At 71.1% G+C, this 16,290-nt stretch carries 13 protein-coding genes; 6 read left to right on the top strand and 7 right to left on the bottom strand.

Annotation, left to right across the window (positions count from 1 at the left end):
- Nucleotides 1–89 precede the first annotated feature (89 nt).
- Complete coding sequence (locus KBX34_RS22940) at nt 90–1,412, bottom strand: flavin monoamine oxidase family protein (protein WP_374223718.1); 1,323 nt, start codon at nt 1,410–1,412, stop codon at nt 90–92.
- Between the two features lie 291 nt (nt 1,413–1,703).
- On the opposite strand from KBX34_RS22940, the gene KBX34_RS22935 reads away from it, so the two are divergent.
- From KBX34_RS22935 to KBX34_RS22925, 3 genes are all read left to right on the top strand, one after another.
- A complete protein-coding gene (locus KBX34_RS22935; protein WP_088948464.1) occupies nt 1,704–2,060 on the top strand; it encodes a YciI family protein in 357 nt (118 codons plus the stop codon).
- A gap of 2 nt (nt 2,061–2,062) precedes the next feature.
- A complete protein-coding gene (locus tag KBX34_RS22930) occupies nt 2,063–3,271 on the top strand; it encodes an RNA polymerase sigma factor (protein WP_210926847.1) in 1,209 nt (402 codons plus the stop codon).
- Nucleotides 3,272–3,340: 69 nt separating this feature from the next.
- Nucleotides 3,341–4,474, top strand: coding sequence for a glutamate--cysteine ligase (locus KBX34_RS22925; RefSeq protein ID WP_210926846.1), 1,134 nt, complete (start codon nt 3,341–3,343; stop codon nt 4,472–4,474).
- A 10-nt stretch (nt 4,475–4,484) separates the two neighbouring features.
- Here the strand turns inward: KBX34_RS22925 and KBX34_RS22920 are convergent, their stop codons facing one another.
- Together KBX34_RS22920 and KBX34_RS22915 are read right to left on the bottom strand one after the other, a co-directional pair.
- Nucleotides 4,485–6,269 (bottom strand): N-acetylglutaminylglutamine amidotransferase, encoded by a 1,785-nt coding sequence (locus KBX34_RS22920; RefSeq protein WP_210926844.1) that lies wholly within the window; start codon nt 6,267–6,269, stop codon nt 4,485–4,487.
- A 111-nt stretch (nt 6,270–6,380) separates the two neighbouring features.
- Nucleotides 6,381–6,812 carry a MarR family winged helix-turn-helix transcriptional regulator gene (locus KBX34_RS22915; RefSeq protein ID WP_088948460.1) on the bottom strand — a complete coding sequence of 144 codons (432 nt, stop codon included), beginning with the start codon at nt 6,810–6,812 and terminating at the stop codon, nt 6,381–6,383.
- A gap of 99 nt (nt 6,813–6,911) precedes the next feature.
- Here KBX34_RS22915 and KBX34_RS22910 point away from each other — a divergent pair, with 99 nt between their 5' ends.
- Nucleotides 6,912–8,690, top strand: a complete 1,779-nt coding sequence (locus KBX34_RS22910; protein ID WP_210926895.1) for an ABC transporter ATP-binding protein — start codon at nt 6,912–6,914, stop codon at nt 8,688–8,690.
- A gap of 45 nt (nt 8,691–8,735) precedes the next feature.
- Here the strand turns inward: KBX34_RS22910 and KBX34_RS22905 are convergent, their stop codons facing one another.
- Nucleotides 8,736–9,554 carry a TetR family transcriptional regulator gene (locus KBX34_RS22905; protein WP_210926842.1) on the bottom strand — a complete coding sequence of 273 codons (819 nt, stop codon included), beginning with the start codon at nt 9,552–9,554 and terminating at the stop codon, nt 8,736–8,738.
- A gap of 109 nt (nt 9,555–9,663) precedes the next feature.
- On the opposite strand from KBX34_RS22905, the gene KBX34_RS22900 reads away from it, so the two are divergent.
- Together KBX34_RS22900 and KBX34_RS22895 are read left to right on the top strand one after the other, a co-directional pair.
- Nucleotides 9,664–10,626: an ABC transporter ATP-binding protein gene (locus KBX34_RS22900; RefSeq protein ID WP_210926840.1), complete on the top strand. Its 963-nt coding sequence runs from the start codon at nt 9,664–9,666 to the stop codon at nt 10,624–10,626.
- A complete protein-coding gene (locus tag KBX34_RS22895; RefSeq protein ID WP_210926838.1) occupies nt 10,623–12,248 on the top strand; it encodes an ABC transporter permease in 1,626 nt (541 codons plus the stop codon). Before KBX34_RS22900 ends, KBX34_RS22895 begins: the two co-directional genes overlap by 4 nt.
- 83 nt (nt 12,249–12,331) lie before the next feature.
- On the opposite strand, the gene KBX34_RS22890 is transcribed toward KBX34_RS22895, so the two are convergent.
- Genes KBX34_RS22890 through KBX34_RS22880 form a run of 3 tightly spaced genes read right to left on the bottom strand, consistent with a single transcriptional unit; the run spans nt 12,332 to nt 16,202 of the window.
- Nucleotides 12,332–14,323, bottom strand: coding sequence for a hypothetical protein (locus KBX34_RS22890; protein ID WP_210926837.1), 1,992 nt, complete (start codon nt 14,321–14,323; stop codon nt 12,332–12,334).
- Entirely contained in the window at nt 14,320–15,477 is a 1,158-nt protein-coding gene (locus tag KBX34_RS22885; RefSeq protein WP_210926835.1) for a 5'-methylthioadenosine/S-adenosylhomocysteine nucleosidase, read from the bottom strand. Before KBX34_RS22885 ends, KBX34_RS22890 begins: the two co-directional genes overlap by 4 nt.
- Nucleotides 15,474–16,202: an NUDIX domain-containing protein gene (locus KBX34_RS22880; RefSeq protein ID WP_210926833.1), complete on the bottom strand. Its 729-nt coding sequence runs from the start codon at nt 16,200–16,202 to the stop codon at nt 15,474–15,476. Before KBX34_RS22880 ends, KBX34_RS22885 begins: the two co-directional genes overlap by 4 nt.
- Between the last annotated feature and the right edge of the window lie 88 nt (nt 16,203–16,290).

The following is a 16,290-nucleotide window of genomic DNA, read 5'->3' as shown; positions in this document are numbered from 1 at the left end:
GTCCTCCGTGACCGGGTCGGCCCGGGTAGCACCCAGGGCCGTGGCCGGCCCGGTCCCGCCGAGACCGGGCCGGCTCCGGTCGTTCCGCCTCAGCCGGCCAGCACCTCGGCCGCGGCCCGTTCACCGGCCCGCACCGCACCCTCCAGATAGCCGGCCCAGTGGGTCGCCGTCTCGGTACCCGCCCAGTGCACCCGCCCCACCGGCGACCGCAGATGCGGGCCGTACGCGATCCAGGTCCCCGGGGTGGGCGCACCGGAGAAGCAGCCCCGCGTCCACTCTTCGGACGACCAGTCGTACTCGACGAGGTCCATCGGGTCACCGGCCCGTGGCCCGACCACGGCGGCGAACGCCTCCAGCAGGCACCGCCGGCGCTGTGCGGGGGACATCCCGCGCAGCGCCGCGGCGTCCGATGCGTAGCTGAACCCGGTGAGCACCCCGAGCGGCGAGGTCGGCGTGGTGTTGTCGACCGTCTCGGTGAGCGGACCGGCGGAGCTGGTGGACACCCCGGACAGCCCGTCGGCACGCCAGAACGGTTCCGGGTAGACGGCGTGCACCTTCAGCGCCGAACCCATCGGCATCCGCTGGGTCAGGCCGTCCCGGAGGGCGGGCAGCGGTGGGGCGTACCGGATCCGGCCCGCCAGTGCCGGTGCCAGCGCGACCACCAGGGCGTCGCCGTCGACGCGCCCGGTGTCGGTCCACGCCGTCACCCCCTCAGCGTTCTGTTCGATGGTCCGCACCGGTGCGGCCAACATCAGCGTCCCTGGTGGCAGCGCACCGGCCATCCGCTCGGCCAGCGCCGGCGGCCCGCCCACGATCCGGTCCTGCTGCGCGCCGCCCGCCATCCCCAGCAGGGGCGCGGTCCCGCCGGCGCTGCGCAGGTAGAAGAGCAGGTGCAACAGCGACAGCTCGTCCGCGCCGCTGGCCAGCAGCCCGCCGGCGAGCAGACGCCCCAGGTAGTCGGCGGTGTCACCGTCACCGGCCGTGGAGCGCAGCCAGCCGCCGAGGATCGTCCGGTCCCACTGCGCGGCCTCCGGCGCTCGCCACGGCGCGGCCGGGTCCAGTCGTGCGGCGTACTCGTCGAGCAGGCTGAGCACCCGGGCGACGTCTGCCGGCGGCTCGGCCCGGCGCTGGCCGGCCCAGAGCAGGGTGGGCGCGCCGACCGCCGCGGACGCGAAAGTGGCCAACCCGTGCTCGGCGACCAGCGCGTACATCCGGTCCTGCGTCGGACCGATCCACTGCGCGCCCAGGTCGACCTGGGTGAGTTCGGGCAGCCAGCGGGTCAACACCCGACCGCCCACCCGGTCGCGGGCCTCCAACACCCGCACCTGGGCACCGGCACGGGTCAGCGCCAGCGCGGCCGCGAGACCGGAGAAACCGGCGCCGACCACGACCACCCGCATGCCGTCGCCCACACCGGGGTCTACCCACAACCGTCGCCGGCATGGCTGTTGCGACGACCGGGCACCGGTCGCGGCCCGCGGCGGACCGTACCCCTGTCCTTCGTCCTTTGCTCTGCACCCACCGAGGCGACGCCTCGGTGGGCCGCCGACTGTCGCATCCGTGGGTGCAGAGCAAAGGGCACGCCGACCCCGGGGCCGGGCCGGCCTCCGAGAAACTTTCCGCCGGCCTGTCGATCCGGGCCCCGGCCGATCGTGTGGAGGATGAGAGGTCGGCGACGGGCCGGCCCCCCGCGAGGAGGAACGATGACGCTGTACCTGCTCAGCCTTCACCAGCCGCAGGGTGAGCTGCCCCCGGACCCGGAGTTTCTGGCCGGGGTGATGCGCCAGCTCGGTGAGCTGCGCGCCGAGTTGGTCTCCACCGGCTCGTGGGTCTTCGGCCAGGGACTGCACGGCCCGGAGACCGCCACTGTGCTGCGCGCCCGCGACGGCGACGTCCTGGTCACCGACGGCCCGTTCGTCGAGGGCAAGGAGTACCTGGGCGGCATCACGATCATCGACGTGCCCGACCTGGACGCCGCCCTGGACGTGGGCCGCCGTTACGCGTTGGCCACGACGCTGCCGATCGAGGTCCGCCCCTTCCAGGCAGGGGCCGGAGACTGACCGTGCCGGATGTGGAGGCGGTGTTCCGCGCGGAGTACGGGCGCGCGGTCGCCGTTCTGGTTCGCCTCCTCGGCGACATCGACCTCGCCGAGGAGGCCGTGCAGGAGGCTTTCGTCGTCGCCGTGGCGCGCTGGCCGACGACCGGCCTGCCGCCCAGTCCGGCCGGCTGGATCATCACCACGGCCCGGAACCGGGCGATCGACCGGCTTCGCCGCGACGCGTCCCGGGTCGACCGGCACGCCCAGGCGGCCCTGTTGTTCGCCGCAGACGGACCCGTCGAGGAGGGACCCGTGCGCGACGACCGACTCCGTCTGATCTTCACCTGTTGCCATCCGGCGCTCGCCCCGGCGGCCCGGGTCGCGCTCACCCTGCGCCTGCTCGGTGGGCTGAGCACCACCGAGATCGCCCGGGCCTTCCTGGTGCCCGAGGCGACCATGGCGCAACGGCTGGTCCGTGCCAAGTCGAAGATCCGCAACGCCCGGATCCCGTACCGCGTGCCCCGCGACGCCGACCTGCCCGACCGGCTGCACGCGGTGCTCGCGGTGCTCTACCTGATCTTCAACGAGGGGTACACGGCGAGCGCCGGGCGACAGCTCGTCCGCGCCGAGCTGTGCGTCGAGGCGATCCGGCTGACCCGGCTGCTGGTCGAGCTGATGCCGGACGAGCCGGAGGCGCTCGGTCTGCTCGCGTTGATGCTGCTCACCGAGTCCCGCCGCAACGCGCGGACCAACGCCGCAGGTGAGCTGGTGGCGCTGCCCAACCAGGACCGGGCCCGGTGGGACGCCGAGCTGATCACCGAGGGGCAGGCGCTGGTGCGCCGCTGCCTGCGCCGCGACCGGCCCGGGCCGTACCAGATCCAGGCCGCGATCGCCGCCGTGCACAGCGCCGCGCCGCGAAGCGCCGGCACCGACTGGGGTCAGATCCTCCAGCTGTACGACCACCTGACGGTCGTCGCCCCCAGCCCGGTGGTCGCGCTGAACCGGGCCGTCGCGCTCGCCGAGGTGGCCGGGCCGGCCGCGGGGCTGGCCGAGGTGGATCGGCTCGACCTGGACAGCTACCACGTGCACCACGCGGTCCGCGCCGACCTGCTCGCCCGCCTCGGTCGGGAGGCGGAGGCCGTCGAGGCGTACCGGACAGCCGTCGCCCTGACGGACAACGCGGCCGAACGGGCCTTCCTCACCGCCCGCGCGGCGGCCCTGGCGACCTCCTGAGCGGGCGTTTGCCGTCGGGCCGGGCCGGGAAACCGAGGCGCCGGCCGCAGCAGTGGAGGGCGAGAAACCATGAAGTACCGTTCGGCGACCGCCGGCACCGTGCCCGACCTGTCCACCCTCACGCTCGGCGTCGAGGAGGAGTTCCTGCTGCTCGACCCGGACAGCGGGCGCAACCTGCCGGTGGCCGACGAGGTGCTGTCCGCGCTTCGCGGCTCCGCCCGGGACCAGAGCCGCCAGGAGTTCCGGCACAGCATGGTGGAGATGGTCACCCCGGTCTGCGCCGACCTCAGTGAGCTCCGCGCGCACCTGGTGGCGCTGCGCCACTCCGCCGCCGAGGCCGCCACGGCGGCGGGGGCACGGCTGGTGGCGATCGGCGCCACCCCGGTGGCCGAGCCGCACCGGACGGTCCCCGACGAGCCGCGCTACCACGCGATGTCGCGCCGCTACGGCCCGGTGGCGCACGACCCGGCGGTGTGCGGCTGTCACGTCCACGTCGGGCTGCCCGACCGGGAACTGGCCGTGCAGGTCTGCAACCACCTGCGGACGTGGCTGCCCGTGGTGCAGGCGATCACCACCAACTCACCGCTGCACGACGGGCACGACACCGGCCACGCCAGTTGGCGGTCCATGCAGCTGGAACGCTGGCCCAGCATCGGCCCCACGCCGTACTTCGACTCCGCAGCCGACTACGACCGGACCGTCGACGAGCTGATCGCCGCCGGCATCATGCTCGACGCCGCGATGGTCTACTGGTACGCCCGACCGTCGTCGGCCTACCCGACGGTGGAGATCCGGGTGGGCGACGTCTGCCCGGACGTGGACGACGCGGTGCTGGTCGCCGCGCTGGTCCGGTCACTGGTCGCCACCCTCGCCGACGACGTACGCGCCGGGGTGACCGCGCCGCCCGTGCGCGACTGTCTGGTCGCCGCCGCCCACTGGCGGGCCGCCCACGACGGCCTCGACGGCGAACTGATCGACCTGCGCGCCGGCGGCACCCGCCCCGCCTGGGCGCTCGTCGACGAGTTGATGGCAGTGATCGCCCCGGCCCTGCTGCGCCACGGCGACCTGGGGTACGTGTTGGCGCAACTGGCCCGGCTGCGCCGCGACGGCACCGGCGCGACCCGGCAGCGTCGGGTGCTGGAGCGCACCGGTGACCTGCGCGCCGTCGTCGACGACCTGGCCGCCCGCACGACTGCCGGCTGATCGGCGGCGTTCAGTGGATGTCGTGGGTCTGTAGCCACAGCTCCAGCAGGCCGAGCTGCCACAGCTTGTTGCTGCCGGCCGCCGCCTCGGCCCGGTCCGGTTCGGCGAGCAGCTGTGCCACGTACTCGGGGCGGAACAGCCCCCGCTCGCGCGCGGCCGGCGCCTGCAACGCCTCGGCGACCAGGTGCCGCACCGGGCCGTCCACGTTGCGCAGCGCGGGCACCGGGAAGTAGCCCTTGCGACGGTCGATCACCTCGGCCGGCAGCACCTCCCGGGCGACCTCCTTGAGCACGCCCTTGCCGTTCTGGGCGACCTTGTGTTCCGGCGGGCAGTGCGCGGCCAGGGTGACCAGGTCCTGGTCGAGGAAGGGCGTACGCACCTCCAACCCCCACGCCATGCTCATGCTGTCCACCCGTTTGACCGGGTCGTCGGGGAGCATCAGGTGGGTGTCCAGGCGCAGCACGGCGTCCAGCGCGGTCTGTGCCCCGGGCGCGGCGAGGTGTTCGGTGAGCAGCTCCCGGCTTGCGTCGTGCTCAAGCGCGTACGCCGGGCCGACGATGCCCCGCAGCTCGTCGTGGTCGCGGTCGAAGAACGCGGCGGCGAACGTCTCGGCGGCGCTGTGCCGGGGTGCCTCCACCAGTGGCTGGTGGTAGCCGTAGCCGGCGAACACCTCGTCGGCGCCCTGCCCGGACTGCGCCACCTTCACATGCTGCGCCACCTGCTCGGACAGCAGATGGAAGGCGACCACGTCGTGACTGCCCATCGGCTCGGTCATCGCCAGCACGGCACGCCGTACGGCGGGCACCAGGTCGTCGTCGGCCAGCCGGATCCGCTGGTGGTCGGTGTCGTACGCGCGGGCCACCAGGTCGGAGTAGTGGAACTCGTCGCCGGACTCGCCGTCGCGGCTGTCGAAGCCGATGCTGAACGTCCGCAGGTGCTGCTGCCCGGCCTCGGCGAGCAGCGCCACGATGAGGCTGGAGTCCAGTCCACCGGAGAGCAGCACGCCGACCGGCACGTCGGCGACCAGCCGTCGGCGTACCGCCGCGCGCAGCGCGTCCCCGATGGCGGCCTTCCAGTCGGCGGCGTCCATCCCCGCGTCGGCGGGCTCCCGCACGTAGTCGGGTCGCCAGTACACCTCCTCGCGGCTGCGCCCGTCCGCCTCGATCACCCGCAGGGTGGCCGGCGGCAGCTTGCGCACACCGCGCAGCACCGTCCGTGGCGCGGGCACGATGGAGTGCCAGGACAGGTAGTGGTGCAGCGCCACCGGGTCGATGCTGGTGTCGACGTCGCCGGCCCGCAGCAGCGCGGGCAGGGTGGAGGCGAACCGCAGCCGCCCAGGTGTCTCGGCCAGGTAGAGCGGTTTGATGCCGAGCCGGTCGCGGGCCAGGATCAGCCGCCGCCGCGGCCGGTCGACCAGGCCGATCGCGAACATGCCGACCAGGTGGTCGACGAACCGTTCACCCCAGTGCGCGTACGCGACCAGGATGACCTCGGTGTCGCTGGTGGAGTGGAAGGCGTACCCGGCGTTCCGCAGTTCCTCGCGCAGCTCGGGGTAGTTGTAGATGCAGCCGTTGAAGACCAGCGCCAGGCCCAGGTCGTCGCGGACCATCGGCTGCCCGCCCGCGTCGGACAGGTCGATGATGGTCAGCCGGCGGTGCCCGAGGGTCACCCATCCGTCGGCGAACAGGCCCTCGTCGTCCGGGCCGCGCGAGCGCATCGCCTCGGTCATCCGGGTGACCGCCGCCGCGTCGGGGGAGCGACCGTCGAATCGGGCCTCCCCGCTGATCCCGCACATCAGGCGGGGCGGTGGATCAGGTGTGGCACCAGCGACACAGCGTCCTCCTGTCACCTCGTCCCCGAACGGGGCCGCTGGCTACCCCCGCCCGGTGTGGGTAAACCCGTGGTGTCAGGCGCGCAGGGTGCGCAGGATGCGGGACAGTTCGGCTCGGTCGGCGTCGTCCAGGTGGCCGAAGAAGCGGTCCGCCTCGGCCCGGCGGGCGGCCCGAATGGCGGCGCTGACCCGGTTGCCCTCCTCGGTGAGCGCGACCAGGGTCGCCCGTCGGTCGGCCGGGTCGGGCCGGCGCTCGACGAGCCCACGGGTCTGGAGGTCGTCGACGACCTCGGTCGCCGAGCGGGGTGCGATGTGCAGGTGCTCGGCGAGCGTGCCGGGGCGGACCTCGCCGTGCCGGCCCAGGACACCGAGCGCCCGGGACTGGCTGGGGGTGATGTCCCAGGGCGCCAACGACTCCCGGGTCTGCCGGCGCAGACGGGACGCCACCGCCCAGAACGTCTCGGCCAGGCTCTCGTCGTCCGCGCCGTCGGACGTGTGCTCGATCACCGGAATACCGTAGCAGCCGATGCGGTTGTTCCCTCATGTTGAGGTAACCTCAGTAATGTTTCCCTGACCGGAAGGTAGTGCCCCTTGGAACGCACCCCCATGGGCCGCGACCGCGGCCACCACACCGTCAGCGCCGAAGAGAAGACGCAGGCCCGCCAGGTGTCGCTGCGTCGCATCGGCCGCCTGTTCACCCCCCACCGTCCCGCGCTGGCCGCCGTCACCGCGATCATCGTCCTCTCCTCGATCATCGCGATGGCCAGCCCGTTCCTGCTGCGTGCCGTGATCGACAGCGCCCTACCCCAGGGCGACGTGACCCTGCTGGTCTGGCTGGTCGTCGGCATGGTCGCCGTGGCCGCGGTGACCTCCGCCCTCGGCGTCGTACAGACCTGGATCTCCACCCAGGTCGGCCAGCAGGTCATGCACCGGCTGCGCACCGACGTCTTCAGTCACCTCCAGCGCCAGTCGCTCGGCTTCTTCACCCGCACCCGCACGGGCGAGGTGCAGTCCCGGATCACCAACGACATCGGTGGCATGCAGTCGGTGGTTACGTCCACCGCCACCGCCGTCGCGTCCAACCTCACCACTGTGGTCGCCACAGCGGTCGCCATGGTCGCGCTCTCCTGGCAGCTCTCCCTGGTCTCGCTCGTGGTGCTGCCGCCCGCCATCTGGCTGACCCGCCGCGTCGCCCGGATGCGCCGCGAGATCACCGCCGAACGGCAACGCGAACTCGCCGACCTCAACGTCACCGTCGAGGAGGGGCTCTCGATCAGCGGCGTGCAACTGGCCAAGACCCTCGGCACCGGCCCCGCTCTGGTCGACCGGTTCACCACCTCGTCGGCCCGCCTGGTCGACCTGGAACTGCGCAGCGAGTTGGCCGGCCGTTGGCGGATGGCCTCGATGAGCATTATCTTCGCCGCCGTACCGGCGGTCATCTACCTCGCCGCGGGCCTGCCCGGCACCGCCGGCACGCTGAGCATCGGCACCCTGGTGGCGTTCACCGCCCTGCAGGGCGGCCTGTTCCGACCACTGATGGGTCTGCTCAACGTGGGCGTCTCGCTCACCGCGTCGCTGGCGCTGTTCGCCCGGATCTTCGAATACCTGGACCTGCCCGTCGACGTGGCCGACCCCACCGAGCCGGTCCGCCTCGACCCGGCCCGGGTGCGCGGCCACCTGCGCCTGGAGGACGTCACCTTCGGCTACCCGGGCAGCGACACCGCGGCACTCGCCGGGATCACCCTGGACGTGCCCGCCGGCACCAGCCTCGCCCTGGTCGGTGAGACCGGCTCCGGCAAGAGCACCCTCGCCGGACTGGTCAGCCGGCTGCACGACCCGACCGGCGGCCGGGTCACCATCGACGGCGTCGACCTGCGCGACCTGCGACTGGCCGACCTGGCCGCGATCGTCGGCGTGGTCAGCCAGGAGACGTACCTGCTGCACACCACCGTCCGGGAGAACCTGCGCTACGCCCGACCGGACGCCACCGACGCCGAGATCGAGGACGCCGCCCGCGCAGCCCAGATCCACGACCTGATCGCCGGGCTGCCCGACGGGTACGACACCACTGTCGGCTCCCGCGGCCACCGCTTCTCCGGCGGCGAGAAGCAGCGGCTCGCCATCGCCCGCACGCTGCTACGCGACCCCCGCATCCTGGTCCTCGACGAGGCCACCAGCGCGCTGGACACCGAGACCGAGCGTGCCGTGCAACGCGCGTTCGACGTGCTGGCCGAGGGGCGGACGACCATCACCATCGCGCACCGGCTCTCCACAGTGCGCGACGCCGACCAGATCGCGGTGCTCGACCACGGCCGGATCGTCGAGGCCGGCACCCACGACAGTCTGCTGGACCGCAACGGCCGCTACGCCACCCTGGCGGCCTGAGCATCCGCTCACAACCGTCTCGAAACCGTCGCTAAAACTGTCTCATTATTGCCCGTCGAGGTGGCGGTAGACGGTGGCCCGGGAGACACCCAACGTGGCGGCGATGGCGTCCACCGAGTGGGTGCCCGCCGCGTGCATCCGCCGGGCCGCCTCGACCTGCTCCCGACCCAGCGCCGGCGGTCGACCGGGCCGCCGCCGACGGGCAGCCGCCCCGCCGCCCGGCGCCGCGTCCGGCCGGCTCGCGTGGGCCAGAGCCGCAGCCGCCGGGCCCACGGCCGCGCCCGTCGGGTCGGCGTCCGGCGGACCTGCGGCGTCCGCGGTCGGTGCGGTCAGCAGTCGGCGTACGCCGTCGAGCATGTCGGCGCGCAGAACCTCGTCGGACACGTCGGTGAAGAAGACGATCGGATCGCTGCACGACGCGACCGCCTGCACCGCCCGGACCCGCTCCCGACGTCCGGCATCCGGCCCCGCGATGAGGTCGTTGGCCCGCATCGCGATCACTATCAACCGGTGGTACGTGTCGCCCCGGCCGATCAGCGCGATGTCGTGGAAGAGCATGCCGAGCGGTCGGCGATGGGCGAGCATGATGTCGACCCACCCCTCCAGCACCGTCCACCGGGCCCGCTCGGTGGGTTGCGTCTGCGCGGTGTCGAGCAGCGCCTCCAAGTCAACCACCAGTGGTTCGACCAGGGCGGCGAGCAGGTTCTCCTTGGTCGGGAAGTGGTACAGGATCGCGGTCTTGGTCAGCCGCAGCCGCTCGCCGATCTGGCGCAGCGAGGTGCGTTGGTAGCCGTGCTCGGCGAACAGGTCGAGCGCGGCGCGCAGGATCCGGGTACGGGTGTCGTCCGCGGGATCGGCGGTCATGCCGGCCAGCCTAGCGACGTCCTGACCGGTGGGCACGATCACCGTTGATTCGACTGACCGTTGGTCAGTACAGTGAGATCGGTCGACGCAGCCAACCGCAGGAGGGGCGATGCCCGTCATCTCGATCGGCAACCTGGTCAAGACGTTCGGCGCGATCCGGGCACTCGACGGGCTGGACCTGCGGGTCGAGCAGGGGGAGGTGCACGGCTTCCTCGGGCCCAACGGCTCCGGCAAGTCCACCACCATCCGGATCCTGCTCGGGTTGCTCCACAGTGACTCCGGCGACGCCCAGGTGCTCGGCGCCGACCCGTGGCGCGACGCGGTCCGTCTGCACCGCCGGCTGGCGTACGTGCCCGGCGACGTCAACCTCTGGCCCAACCTCACCGGCGGGGAGGCCATCGACCTGCTCGGCAAGCTGCGCGGCGGCCTCGACCGGCGTCGTCGCGACGAGCTGCTCCACCGCTTCGACCTCGATCCGACCCGCCGCTGTCGCACGTACTCCAAGGGCAACCGGCAGAAGGTCGCCATCGTCGCCGCCTTCGCCTCCAACGTGGAGCTGTACGTGCTCGACGAGCCGACCTCCGGCCTCGACCCGCTGATGGAGGCGGTGTTCCAGGACGAGGTCCGGCGGGTCAAGCAGGCCGGCGCCACAGTGCTGCTCTCCAGCCACGTGCTCGCCGAGGTCGAGGCCCTCTGCGACCGGGTCAGCATCATCCGCGAGGGCCGCACCGTCGAGTCCGGCACCCTCACCGAGCTGCGCCACCTCACCCGCACGGCGGTGACCGTCGAGACCGCCCGGCCGGTCACCGGCCTGGACACGCTTCCCGGCGTGCACGACGTGCACGAGGTCGACGGGCGTACCCACCTGGAGGTCGACCCCGCGCACATCGACGCGCTGCTCGGCCAGCTCATCCGCTTCGGCGTCCGCGCCCTCACCAGCACCCCACCGACCCTGGAGCAGCTCTTCCTGCGCCACTACGGCGACAACCCCGCCGCCGGCGCCGGTGCTCCCGCCGTTTCGGATGCCGGTGCCGCCTCGGATGCCGGCGCCCCGCAGGCCGGTGCCCGGTGAGCGCGCTGACCAACACCGCGCTGCTGGCCCGGCTCGTGCTGCGCCGCGACCGGATCCGGCTCGCGATCTGGGTCCTCGGCACACCCCTGCTCGGCTACGCCCTCGCGGCCAGCGTCGCCGGCATCTACCCGGACCAGGCGGCCCGCCAGGCATACTCCACCACCTCGGCGTCCAGCCTGGTCGCCCGCGCCTTCAACGGCCCCATCGCCGGCACCGAGCTCGGCGCGGTGGTGGTCGCCGAAACGTACGTGACGCTGGCCCTGATCGTCGCCCTCCTGAGCACCTTCGCGGTGACCCGGCACACCCGCCAGAACGAGGAGACCGGCCGGGCGGAGCTGCTCGGCGCCTCAGTGGTCGGCCGGTACGCGCCGCTGACCGCCGCGCTGCTCGTCATCGTCGCCGCCAACGTGCTGGCCGCCGGGCTGCTCGCGCTCGCCCTCATCGGCGCCGGCCTACCGCTGGCCGGCTCCCTCGCCGCAGCCGCCGCGATCGGCGGTGTCGGGGTCGCCTTCACGGCGATCGCCGCCGTCACCGCCCAGCTCTCCGTCACCTCCCGGGGCGCCAACGCGCTCGCCGCCGCCACCGTCGGGCTCTCCTTCGTGCTACGCGCCGCCGGCGACGTGCTCGGCGAGCAGAGCGCCGACGGCACCCGGGTGCAGAGCGCCTGGCCCTCATGGATCTCCCCGCTCGGCTGGGGCAACCAGGTGCGGGCCTTCGAGGGCGAACGCTGGTGGGTCCTCGCCCTACCCGTCGCGCTGCTGCTCGCCGGGGTGGCACTCGCGTACGCCCTCGCGGAGCGCCGCGACCTGGGCGCCGGGCTGATCGCGCCCCGACGCGGACCGGCGAGCGGCACGCCACGGCTGCTCAGCCCGGCCGGGCTGGCCTGGCGGATGCAACGCGGCACGCTCCTCGGCTGGGCGGTCGGGGTGGCCGTACTCGGCTTCTCCATGGGCATCGCCGGCGACGAGTTCAACGCCATGATCGACCAGAATCCGGCCGCCGCCGAGGCGATCAACGCGATGGGCGGCGGAGCCAACCTCCTCGACGCGTACCTGGCCGCGATGCTCGGCCTCTTCGCGCTGACCATCGGCGCGTACGTGGTGCAGGCCCTGCTCCGGGTACGCGGCGACGAAACCGACGGCGTCCTCGAAGCCGCCCTCGCCACGGCGGTCAGCCGTATCCGCTGGCTCGGCACCCAGGTCCTCGCCGCGGCGCTCGGCGCGGTCGCGTTGCTGCTGCTCGCCGGCGTGACCACCGGCCTCGGCTACGGCCTCGTCACCGACGACCCGCTCGGCAAGGCTGTCGAGCTGGGCGGCGCCGCGCTGCTGCGACTGCCCGCCCTGCTCGTGGTCGCCGGGGTGGTGACCACCCTGTTCGGGCTGCTGCCCCGCTGGTCCGTGGTGCTGTCCTGGACAGCCCTGCTGATCTTCCTGCTCCTCGGGCAACTCGGCGCGGTGCTCAAGCTGCCCCAGGCCGCGCTCAACGTCTCGCCGTACACCCATGTGCCGTCCGTGCCCGCGGTCGACCCGGCGGTGCTGCCGCTGGTGGTGCTGACGGCGGTGGCCGCAGCCCTGCTCGCCGTCGGCGTGGCCGGCTTCCGCCGCCGCGACGTGCCGTCGTGACGTGCTCGGTGGGTGTCCTTGTGATCGTTGGCAGCTGAGCTATTTCGACACGATCCCTTATAGGGGAGGGATGTGACCAGGGCTTAGTCGAGCCCACGGATGGCGCTCGTGAGGTTGGCGAGTCGTTTGTCGGCACGATGGCGTCGGTGCTTCACCCATTCCTTGCCTTCGGCAGCGACGCCTTCGAGGACGTGCAGGGTGTGACTGAGTCCTGCGGCGTCCAGCGACAGCTCCGCGATCTTGGCGGCGTTCTCGTCGTGCTGGAGCGACTCGTCGTCAGGTTCGCTAATCCGAATGGAGATGGGTTTTCCGTTAAAAAGTGTCAGTTCGAAGGTCTGCTGTTGTGTGGCGATGCCGTCGATCCGGACTGCGGCGAGGGCGTCGAAGCGGTAGTTGAGCCGTTGGGTGGTGCGGCTTGCGCTGGTTTCGAAATCGAGGTCGATGTTCACCTGTCGGACGCCGTCGTCGGTAAGCAGGAACAGCAGCAGGCGGTACCTGGAGTAACGCCACGGTCCCTGGGGGTACCGCGCCTTCTTGCAGGAGGGAGCCGGGGCCTCGATGAAGGCGTGCGCGATCACCTGGCTCGGGTGCAGTCGGTACTGCTGCATGGCTTGGTCTACTAAGACCTTACGGTCGCTCTCCAACCAAGCGGCCATCTCGATGTCTGACGGCTTGTCGGACAGCTTGTGGCACCACCGGTGGTACGCCTTCCAGCGGGCGGTTTCCTTGTCGGCTCGTTCCGCTTGGTCGTCGGCGACTCTGCGTTGTTCGGCGACGATCCGGAACGACGAGCGCACGGCTGGCACCGCAGACGCCGCCGCGAGCAGTAGCCAGCCTGTGCCGGACAAGGGGGCGCCGGCCATGACGGCGGGCACGACCCAGAGGTTCCCAGCAGCGAGGAGAGCAAGTCCACCGACGTGGAGCGCCTTCGTCCGGGCGGGGACGCGCAGCCGTAGCCGGTACGCCGTCAGCGTGTCCCGCTCCCATTGCCCTCGTACATCGCTTACGAGATGCCGCACCAGCCAGGCGATTCGGTCGGCCTCGATGCGTTGCTCCCGGTAAAGCTCGACCACTTCGTCGCGGAGATGCCGCTGGATCCCGGCTGTCTGGGCGCGCCAGTAGGACCGGTCGGTGCCATCAGGCACGTATCGGCCGAAGTAGCGGTCGAAGAGCCTGTCAACCTTGCGGGCGAAGCCCTCCGGTGGCGCTTCGCGTCGCCGCTGCTGTGGTGGACGGATCTGTGCTTCCTTCGCGTGCAGCCGTGTTCCTCGGTAATACCGGTCCGCTCCGCCGATGCAAAAAGCGGCCAGACCGACCAGGGCCGCGAGCAAACCTAGGAACGGGTCGAGCGTGCCGCGTGCCGCCATCAGTATGGCCAGCTGCACCACAGCGAGGACGAAGACAGCTGCGCCAACGCCAGCGCGCAGCCAGTCGCGAAGCCCGACGGCAGCAGGTTGAACCGGTGGGGTGCGAGGCTGAGCGGGTGCGGGATGAAAGAACTTCCAGACCCGGTTGAACCGGTCGTTCGCAGTGCGCTGCGAATCCGCCAGGGCGACAGACTTTCGCCACATCTTTTCCTGCAGCGCGCCGTCGAGCAGCGCTTCGAGGTGACCATAGATCTCGTCGCGCTGACGCTGGTTCAATGCATCGATTTCCTTGATCACTTGGTCCGTCTCGGTGACGCTGACGGGGGCTAGGAGGTGATGGGTGATCACTTTCGAGCCCGCGGCCCACTCGTCATGATCTTCGAGGTGGGAGAAGTCAGCGCAAATGGCGGTGAGGTGATCCAACTCCTCGTCGGAGAGCTGACGCAGGGTGCGTCCGCTCAGCAGGGCGATGAGTCGGTAGAACCGGACCTTCGAGGTGACGTACCCACCGACGACCGCCTGCTCGATCAGCGTGCGCGCCTGATCACGAACCCGCCCGTCGAGATACCTCAACGCGGATACAAATTTTTCCTCCGGACTGGAGCCCGGCGGCACTCGGTAGAAGTTGACGTCACCATGGACTACCCCTGCCTGAACCCCGACATGCGCATCCCCTTCGGCGACGTTGGTCGCAGCCATTGTCGTCATGACGTGCCCCGTACCACAGCAATGATCGTCGCAAGCCGCGCCGCCAGCTCTGCCACGTCGGCTACCAGGCCCCGCAACCGCTTGAGCGCGACCAGCAGGCCACTCTTCTTTTCGGACGTGCCCGCCGAGACGCATTCCGTTGCCGCATCCAGTTCCGACTCGGCAGCGGCATAGGTTTCTTCGTCCAACTGTCCGTCGAGGTGGGCCTGTTTGAGATGCGTTCGGAAGTCCGCGATACTCGTTGCAAGGTCGATCGGCTGAGCAACCTCAGCGCCGACGTTGACGTTGCCGTAGATCTGCCCGGCCTGCACCCCGACGTGGGCATTCCCGGTGGCGATGTTGCGGTTGGTCATCGGCATCGTGGGGCTCCCGTCCCGGGCCGCGCCGTCTCGGCTGGTCGGCCCGTCGATGATCAGTTCTCGCGCCAGCGCGATGGCGAACGCTGCGGCGTGACGTGCGGCCTTCGGTTGCCAGGCCTGCTGGTCGGTTGCTGCCTTGCTGCCGTCTGCGTGGTCGCTGATGCCGCGGACGACCACCACGGGTAGGGCGCGGTTGAGGTGCCCGGCCTGCGCCACACCGGCCGCTTCCATCTCAATCGCCACGGCATCGTTGTAGTGCTCGCGGATCCAGTGGGCCTGTTCGGAGATCCCCGAGTCCTGCACGACCTCTCCCGCGGCGATCGGCCCGAAATGGACATCGGGCGCTGCGCCTGCGGGAAGAACGCGACGCCAGGCGGTGGACCTGGCGACGTGATGGGCGATCTGGTCCGCCTCATGGGGGATTTCCCACGCCTTTGGCCTGGCCTTCAGGCCGTCGTCCTGGCTGGTGCCACCGTGGTAGGCGTAGATCTTGCTGCCAACGACGACGTCGCCGAGGCAGATATTGGGCCATAGACCGCCGGCAACTCCCACGAACAGCACGGCGGCCGGGGAGAACTGAGCCATCGCCCGCTCCGCGAGCACCGCCGCCGGATGATTGCCTTTGCCGACAAGCCCCAGGGCGACCCGGCACTCAGTCTGGTCGATCCGGCCGACCTCGAAGCGGGTGCCGGCCGTGTGTCGACGCACCCGGAGGTCGGTCAACTGGTCGCGAACCGCTTCGTACTCGAGGTTCAACGCCGTGAGGATCACGACGAGACCGCTGTTTGTGCTCACACTGACTCCTTGTCTGCCTGGCCGTGGGGTCGGGTCATCGGAGGGTGAAGAGTCGTGCGGGGCCCAGGACGAAACAGTCGAGCGGGACGGCCCCCTTCGGTCTTGCGACTTGGGCCGGCGGGGAGGATGAAGCCGTCCGCGCTCTGCACTTTCCGGTAAAAGTTCCGCGGGTCGAGCGTCACGCCCCATACCGCTTCGTAGACGTCCTGAAGCTCCGCGATCGTGAAGGTCGGACCGCAAAAGGCCGTGGCGAGCGCCGACCGCTCCAACTTCTCCCGCGCCCGGTCGACACCGTCGGTCAGGATCTGCACATGATCGAAGGCGAGCTGCACTTCGCCGGACAGCACCTGCGCCACCGGGGTCCAACACGCCTTGCTTGCATCAGTTCCGGCTACTGGCTCGGGTAACCGAGGGGCGATGGCCAGGTAGACCGCAGAGATCACCCGCCCCCGCGGATCCCGATCCGGCGCACCGTAGATGCCGAGCTGTTCGAGGTGCAACTGATCCGGCCCCAAGCCAGCCTCCTCGGCAAGCTCTCGGTGGGCCGCCGTCACGAGATCTTCCATTTCGTGGTTGAGGAAACCGCCCGGTAGGGCCAGGGCACCCTGATAGGGCTCAACCCCGCGCTCGATCAACAGCACGTGGAGGCAAGAATCCCGCAAGGTCAGGATGACGAGGTCGACCGCAAGTAGAACGGTCGGCGGAACCCAGCGATCGTCAGACATGAATCAAACATAGACTTATTGTCACTCTGACAGGAAGACCGTTGAGTGTCGGGTTTCAGCATCCACACGAGACCGGCAGAGATGACGG

It is taken from the genome of Micromonospora sp. M61 (assembly GCF_018070245.1).
Classification (GTDB): domain Bacteria; phylum Actinomycetota; class Actinomycetes; order Mycobacteriales; family Micromonosporaceae; genus Micromonospora; species Micromonospora zamorensis.
Note: the sequence above shows the minus strand (reverse complement) of the source record. Positions and strands in the feature narration are given on the sequence as shown.